We start from the raw sequence: 7303 nt of genomic DNA, 5'->3' as shown, positions 1-7303 counted from the left end.
ACCTGGTGGCCCGCGCGCCCCCTGTGGTTCCTGCTCTGGTCGGGGGCCTTCGAGCGGCACCCGGGACTCCGGTTCGGCGTCGCCGAGTCGGGCTGAACCGGGGGAAGGCGACCGTGCCTTCGAGGCGGGCGAGAGCGGCACCGATGCAGAAATGGGGGCCGTGGCCGAAGGCCAGATGGTCATTGGGGGTCCGGCCCACATCGAGCCGGTCGGCGTCGGGGAATCGGGCCTCGTCCCGGTTGGCGGAACCGATCAGGAGGCTGACGATGTCCCCCCTGTCGATCAACTGACCGTGCAGGCGGATCGGTTCGGCGGCGCACCGGAAGGTCGCGTCCCGCACGGGGGAGTCGTAGCGGAGCAGTTCCTCGACCGCTGTGCCGACGCGTTCCGGGCCGGCTTCCGGTCCGGTCAGCAGGGCCGCCTGGTCCGGGTTCCGGAGCAGCGCGAGCATGCCGTTGCCGATGAGGTTCATCGTGGTGTCGTGGCCGACCAGCAGCAGGAGATAGGCGGTCGAGCGCAACTCCTCCTCGCTCATCGCCCCGCTGTGGTCGCCGGCCCGCACGAGAGCGCCCAGCAGGTCGACCCCACTGCTTGCGCCGCTCGTTCGCTTTCCGGCGATCAGGCGGTCGAGGAGGGCGTGCAGATCTCGTGCCACCCGGGCCGGATCCCGGCCCGGATCGGGTGCGATCGTGGCCATGAGCGTGTCCCGGGTGGCCGCGTTGTCGAGTTCCCCGGGGACACCGAGGATCGCGCAGATCATCCGGAAGGTGAGAGGAGCCGCGAAGGCCGCGATCACGTCGACGTGGGTGTCGTGTTCGATCCGGTCCAGCAGGCGGTCGGCGGTGTCCGCGATGAACGGTTCGAGACGGGCGATGCGGCGGGGTACGAACGCGGCGTTCACCAGGGTCCGCAGACGGGTGTGGTCCGGAGGATCGGCGTGGACCAGATGCCGGTTCAGCCCGGGCGGCCCCGGAACGTAACCCGGTACCCGGTCCGGGTCCTTGCTCAGCCGCCCGTCGGTCAACAGGGTTCGGACGTCCGCGTAGCGGGAGATCTGCCACACGGTGGGCCGCCCGGGCCTGCGGTCCGCGTGAGCGGGTGCGTTCCGGCGCAGCCAGGCGAAGTACGGATACGGGTCCCGCACCCGTTCGGCCAGGAGATGAGGGGGCGGGGACGGTTCGGGAGGAGCGGGCACTCTGGCTCCGGATGCGGTGATCGACAAGGACACCGCGCCAACGCCGGGACGCGGCCGAAAGATACGGAAACCGTCGCGATCGAACGCGCCAGAAGAAGCAAGATCGCCCTGACGGCTCAGTCCGGCCCACCGGTGCCGAGGGGTTGTCCGCCCGCCGCGACGCCGCGGGGCACCTGGGCTAGTGTGAGGTGGACAACGCACTCATTCCGGTCGATTCGTGCTGCCGATCTCCCTGTCGCACGGGCGGACGCGTACGAGGCCGACGGTGTATGTGCCCGACGGCGTACGCGGCCGAGGGCATCGTCGGCGTGGCCCGAGAGGTCGCCGACGGCGCGCGAAGCGCCGGATCCGGACCAGATTCGAGAGGACCCGTACATGCCCTTCGCCAGCGCCAAGGACGGCACGCAGATCTTCTACAAGGACTGGGGATCCGGTCAGCCGGTCGTCTTCTCGCACGGCTGGCCGCTCACCGCGGACGCCTGGGACGCCCAGATGAAGGTGATGGTGGACAACGGCTTCCGGGCCGTCGCCCATGACCGTCGCGGTGGCGGACGCTCCGGCCAGCCCTGGGACGGCAACGACCTCGACACCTACGCCGACGACCTGGCGGCGGTCATCGAGGCCCTCGACCTCCGGGACGTCATCCTGGTCGGCCATTCGACCGGCGGCGGCGAGGTCACCCGCTACATCGGCCGGCACGGCACCGGCAGAGTGGCCAAGGCCGTCCTCGTCGGTGCGATCCCGCCCCTCATGCTCAAGACCGCGGAGAACCCCGAAGGCCTGCCGGTCGAGGTGTTCGACGAGATCCGCAAGGGCGTCGAGACCGACCGGTCGCAGTACTACCAGGACCTCAGCGCGCCCTTCTACGGCGCCAACCGGGACGGATCGACCGTCTCCCAGGGAACGCGGGACGAGTTCTGGCTCTGGAGCATGACCGTCGGCATCAAGGGCGCCTACGACTGCATCAAGGCGTTCTCCGAGACCGACCTCACCGAGGACCTCAAGAAGATCGACGTCCCCACCCTCATCGTGCACGGCGACGACGACCAGATCGTTCCCATCGTGGCCGCGGGCGACAAGTCCTCGAAGATCGTCAAGGACGCCGTCTACAAGGTGTACCCGGGTGCCCCCCACGGCCTCGCGATGGTGCCCAAGTTCGCCGAGGTGTTCAACGCCGACCTGCTGGACTTCGCACGCAGTTGACGGCGGATCACACGTAGCCGACGTCGGATCAGCAGCCTCCCCATAGTGCCCCCGTGGCGTGGTCGATGCGCCGCCCGCGGGGGCATTCCGTGCGTCACGGCCGGTTCGAGAAGTCCTGAGCCGGATCCTCACCGGGCGCTTCCGAGGCGTCGGGAAGGGCCTGTTCGGTCCAGATGGCCTTGCCGTCCGGGGTGTAGCGACTGCCCCAGCGCTCACAGAGGGCGTTGATGAGCTGGAGTCCGCGGCCCCCCTCGTCGGTGTCCGTGGCCCGGCGGATGCGGGGCATCGTCAGACTCGCGTCGGACACCTCGCAGACCAGCGTCCCGCTGCACAGGAGGCGAAGCCCGATGGGGCCGCTGGCGTGCCGGATGACGTTCCCGACGAGCTCGCTGGCCAGCAGCTCCGTCGTCATGACCAGGTCGTCCAGGTGCCATTGGGCGAGCTGCTCGCGCACATGGCGACGGGCCTCACCCGCGGCTTCCGGGCCCTCCGGCAGCGCCCAGGAGGCCACCTGCCGGTCGGCCACATGGTGCAGTCGCGCGATCAGCAGGGCGGCGTCGTCGGCGGTGGGACCGCCCGGGAGCAGCCCCTCGGTCACGGTGTCGCACAGGTCCTCCGGATCGGGAGACCCCGTCGCACCGCGGAGCAGACCGGCGAGCTGGGCCATGCCCTGGTCGATGTCCCGCTGCGGTGACTCCACGAGCCCGTCGGTGTAGAGGACCAGAAGGCTCTCCGCGGGCAGTTCCAGTTCCGTCGCCTCGAAGGGAGGGAACGCGGCGCCCAGGGGAGGGTTGACGGCGATCTCGGGGAAGTCGGTGCTTCCGTCGGGCCGGACGACGAGCGGTGGCGGGTGACCCGCCCGCACCACGGTGCACGATCCGTCGGTGGAGTCGTACAACGCGAACAGACAGGTCGCGTACGCGTGGTCGTCGAGGCCGCCCACGATGTCGTTCAGGTGGCCCATGATCTCGTCGGGGGGCAGCTCCAGGGCGGCCAGCGTGTGCAGCGCGGTGCGCAGCCGCCCCATGGTCGCGGCCTCGGACAGACCGTGGCCCATCACGTCCCCGACGACCAGGGCCACTTGGCCCGCGGACAGCGGGATCAGGTCGTACCAGTCCCCGCCCACGTCCAGGGTCTGCCCGGCCGGCAGATAGCGCGCCGCGGCGGTCGCCTCGGGAACGGTGGGCAGCCCCCGGGGCAGCAGCGCCTGCTGGAGTTCCTCGGAGCGGGTGAGCTCGGCCTCGTAGAGCCGTGCCCGCTCCAGCGCGTGCGCCACCAGGGCGCTGATGGTGATGAGGAGCGTGCGTTCCTCCGGCGTGAGATGCCGTGCGGTGTCGAAGGCGATGACACACACGCCGAAGGTGTGGCCGGACGCCGTCAGAGGGAGGAAGGCCCAGGCCTCCATGCCGGTCGGCGGCAGGCTCTCGGCGTCGGGGAAGGCCGTGACCCATTCCTCGCGAGACGAGTAGAAACGGGGTTCGCCGGTCAGGATCGCCTCCCCGGCCGGGCCGGCGTCCTCCAGGTCCCTGCCGTGTTCCCCGTGCATCTGCCGCAGAAAGGGGTCCCGGTATCCGACGGACCCGATGTGCACCAGCTTCTGGTCCTCGATGACGAGAACGAGCAGGCCCTGGGCGCCGAACGGAGGCAGGACACGCTGGGCGACCGCGGTCACCACGTCCGCGGAGGTGGTCGCCGCCGCGAGCTGCGAGGTCAGTTCGGCCGTCCGGCTCGCGCGCTCGGCCGCGGCGCGGACGGCCGCCGCCTGCTCGGCCTCACGGCGACGGCGGTCGGTGACATCGGTGAAGTACACCGTCAGACCGCCGGGGACGGGGACGATGCGCAGGTCGTAACAGCGCCCGGTGTCGGCCAGCTTGATGTCGAAGACGGCCGCCGTGGACTGCGCGGGACCGCGCCGGCACCTGTCCTGCAGATCCGGCACATGGCTCAGGGCGGGCAGGTCCCACAGGTCCCGGCCGAGGAGCTGCTCGCCGGACGTACCCAGAATGCGTTCCGCCTCCAGGTTGGCGAAGGTGATCCGCCAGTCGTCGTCCACGGACAGGAAGGCGTCGCTCATGTGCCGCAGGGCACGGCTGAGCGCGTCGCGGGTCGAGCGTGCCGCGTCGCTCGCCCAGCCCTTGCCGACGATGCGCGCGACCTGGCCCTCGTCGTCGAGCACGACATGACCGGAGGCGCGTGTCCAGCTGTAGCCACCGTCGCTGCGCCGGACCCGGTACTCGGCCTCGAACGGCGCGTGCGTGCGGATGGTGCGTTCGGCGGCGGCCAGGGTGCTCGCGAGGTCGTCGGGGTGGACCACCTTCATCCAGGTCTCGACACCGGGCACGAACTGTCCCGGCTCGGTCTGGTAGACCTTCATGGCCACCTGATCCCACTTCAGCTCGCCGGTGCGTACGTCCCACTCCCATGAGCCGACCGGAGTGGCGTCGAGGTCGGTGCGCATGCGCTCCGGCGCCGGCATCTTCTGCAGCCGGTTCATGGTCCAGTCGGCCACCGCGCCGAGGAACGCCCGCTGATCGGGTGTGGGCTCCTCGTTGTCACCGGTGAGACAGGTGATCGCACCGATGGCGCGGCCCTCGTGGACCAGGGGCACGGCGAACCAGCCGGACCGTGACAGCAGCGGCGCGGTGGGTTCCTCCAGGTCGGAGGGGAGCGCGGCCACCCATACGTGCTCACCGGAGCGCACGGCGCGGGCGGTGGCGGTGGGTCCGTCCTGGTCGACGATCTCCCAGGCGCGGGTGACCGACGACGGCAGTCCGGTGGAGGAAACCAGACGCAGGGCCGACATCGGGCCCCGCAGGTAGACGGCCCCGCCGACGCAGCCCAGCTCCGCGATGGAGTGCTGAAGGGCGAGCCGGAAGACCTCGCTTTCCGTGATGCCGTCGTCAGCGGTCTCAAGTAGGTCCAGCCGCCTGATCACAGACCCAATATAGGGGCGAATGACGCAAATGACATTAAAGGGGTGATGTGCCGGTCGGGCAGGCCCCAGCCGGAGCCGGCGACGGCCGGGGACCGTGTGTCTCCCGGGTTGCGGGGTGCGGTGCGCGACACCACCCTGGCCAGGACGCCCGCGTGATCGACGGCCCGGGTCGCCCGCGTCCCGAGGCCGCGCGGTGGTCTCCGGCCGGGCGCGCGGGGCGGGCGGGCACGACGACGGGAGGACGGTGGCACACAGGTGAACGCCGGATCGCGTCGTCCCCGACGGCGGCAGGGCGAGCCCGGCACGGGTCGCGGCGGGCGCCGGACGCGTCACGCCGTCGCGCATCGCTCCTCCCGCGGCGTCCGGACGGTCACGCGGGCCCGTACGGCCGCCGCGGACGGGCGGCACGGCACCGGAGACCACCAGGGCGCCATGGTGCATCGCGGGCTGCGGGTGGCCGCGGCCTACGCGTGGCGGCTGATCGTCGTCGGCGTGGTCGGGTACACGGTCTTCGCCCTCCTGGGCAGGCTGCAACTGGTCGCCGTGGCCCTGTTCCTCGCGCTCGTCGTGACGGCCGTCCTGCGTCCCCTCGCCGATCTGCTGGCGCGGCGCCTGCCGAGGACCGTGGCGGTGATCGTCAGCATCCTGGGAAGCATCGTGCTGGTGCTCGGCGTGATGGCGCTGGTCGGCGGTGTCGTGGCGAGCGAGTCCGGTGAGCTGGGCCACGAGTTCGCCGGGGGACTGGGCCGGATCGAACGATGGCTGGAGGGCTCACCCTTCCATCTGAGTCACGCGGTCCTGTCGAACCTCCAGGGCAAGGTGGCCACGTTCGTCTCCGAGCACCGGTCGGTGGTGATCAGCAGCGCCCTCAGCGGCGCCGGCCGCGCGGTGGAGTTCGTCACCGGCCTGGTGCTGGGGCTGTTCTGCTCGATCTTCTTCATCCGTTCCGGGGACAGATACTGGCGCTGGTTCCAGGAGTTGATGCCTGAGAGCTTGCGGGACCCGTGGGACCGCGGCGGCCGGGCGGCCTGGCGGACGTTCGCCGGCTACACACGCGGCATCATCATCGTGGCGGCCACCAACGCGGTACTCGTCGGCATCGCCCTCACCCTCCTGGGCGTCCCGCTGGCGCTGCCGCTCACGCTGCTGGAGTTCTTCGCCGCGTTCATCCCCCTGGTGGGCTCACCCGTCGCGCTCGGCGTGGCCACGGTCGTCGCGCTGGCCACCAAAGGGCCGGTCGTCGCGATCATCGTGCTCGCCCTGATCGTCGTCATCGGCCAGATCGAGGGTCACGTCCTGCACCCGCTGGTCATGAGCTGGGCGGTCCGGCTGCACCCCGTGGTCGTGGCCGTCTCCGTCATCGCGGGGAGCATCCTGGCGGGTGTGACCGGGGCCGTCGTGGCGGTACCGATGGTGTCGGTCGCCTGGTCCGTGATCACCGAACTGCGGGCGCGCCCCGAGCCGGAACCCCCGGGGCGCGCGCCTGGATGACCTCGTGACGCTGGATCCGCCGGGGTCAGGAGGCTCCCCGGATCCGCCGGGGTCAGGAGGCTTCGACGGCCGCCTTGATCCGCTGGCCGAAGGCGTCCGCGTCCTTGCGGGCCGCGCTCAGCGCGAGGCCCACCAGGAGCTTGCCGATGCCATGCCCCTCCAGGACGTTGAAGATCCGCACCCGGGTGGTCCCGGCGCCGGTGGACTCCAAGTCGTAGCCGCCCTCCGCCGCCATGACGGTGTTCTTCGAGATCTCCGCCCAGCGGATCCGGCGGGACGGCTCGAACTCCGTGATCCGGAACTGCCGGCCCGTCTTCATACCGGCGTCCTTGACCGTGCTGGTCACGGACAGCGACACCACGGAGGCCGGAGGGTCGAGCACGGTCGTCGTGGACGCCCGTACCGGCCGGATCCGCAGCATAGTCGAGGTGCTGGCCGACCACGCATTCGCAGGGTCTGTCACAGTCGGAGAGACCGAC

At 70.9% G+C, this 7303-nt stretch carries 4 protein-coding genes and 1 pseudogene; 2 read left to right on the top strand and 3 right to left on the bottom strand.

The window, feature by feature from the left end; translation table 11 throughout:
• Positions 1-163: 163 nt before the first annotated feature.
• Positions 164-451 (bottom strand): annotated as a pseudogene (locus ACWEBX_RS35765) (cytochrome P450); the annotation flags it as partial.
• A gap of 1119 nt (positions 452-1570) precedes the next feature.
• On the opposite strand from ACWEBX_RS35765, the gene ACWEBX_RS35760 reads away from it, so the two are divergent.
• A complete protein-coding gene (locus tag ACWEBX_RS35760) occupies positions 1571-2398 on the top strand; it encodes an alpha/beta fold hydrolase (RefSeq protein ID WP_451888922.1) in 828 nt (275 codons plus the stop codon).
• Between the two features lie 94 nt (positions 2399-2492).
• Here ACWEBX_RS35760 and ACWEBX_RS35755 read toward each other — a convergent pair whose 3' ends face one another.
• Entirely contained in the window at positions 2493-5333 is a 2841-nt protein-coding gene (locus ACWEBX_RS35755; protein WP_451888921.1) for a SpoIIE family protein phosphatase, read from the bottom strand.
• A gap of 255 nt (positions 5334-5588) precedes the next feature.
• Here ACWEBX_RS35755 and ACWEBX_RS35750 point away from each other — a divergent pair, with 255 nt between their 5' ends.
• A complete protein-coding gene (locus tag ACWEBX_RS35750; protein ID WP_451888920.1) occupies positions 5589-6824 on the top strand; it encodes an AI-2E family transporter in 1236 nt (411 codons plus the stop codon).
• Positions 6825-6876: 52 nt separating this feature from the next.
• Here ACWEBX_RS35750 and ACWEBX_RS35745 read toward each other — a convergent pair whose 3' ends face one another.
• On the bottom strand, positions 6877-7245 hold the full coding sequence (locus tag ACWEBX_RS35745; RefSeq protein WP_451888919.1) for an SRPBCC family protein: 369 nt from the start codon (positions 7243-7245) through the stop codon (positions 6877-6879).
• Between the last annotated feature and the right edge of the window lie 58 nt (positions 7246-7303).

It is taken from the genome of Streptomyces sp. NPDC005070 (genome assembly GCF_053600395.1).
Note: the sequence above shows the minus strand (reverse complement) of the source record. Positions and strands in the feature narration are given on the sequence as shown.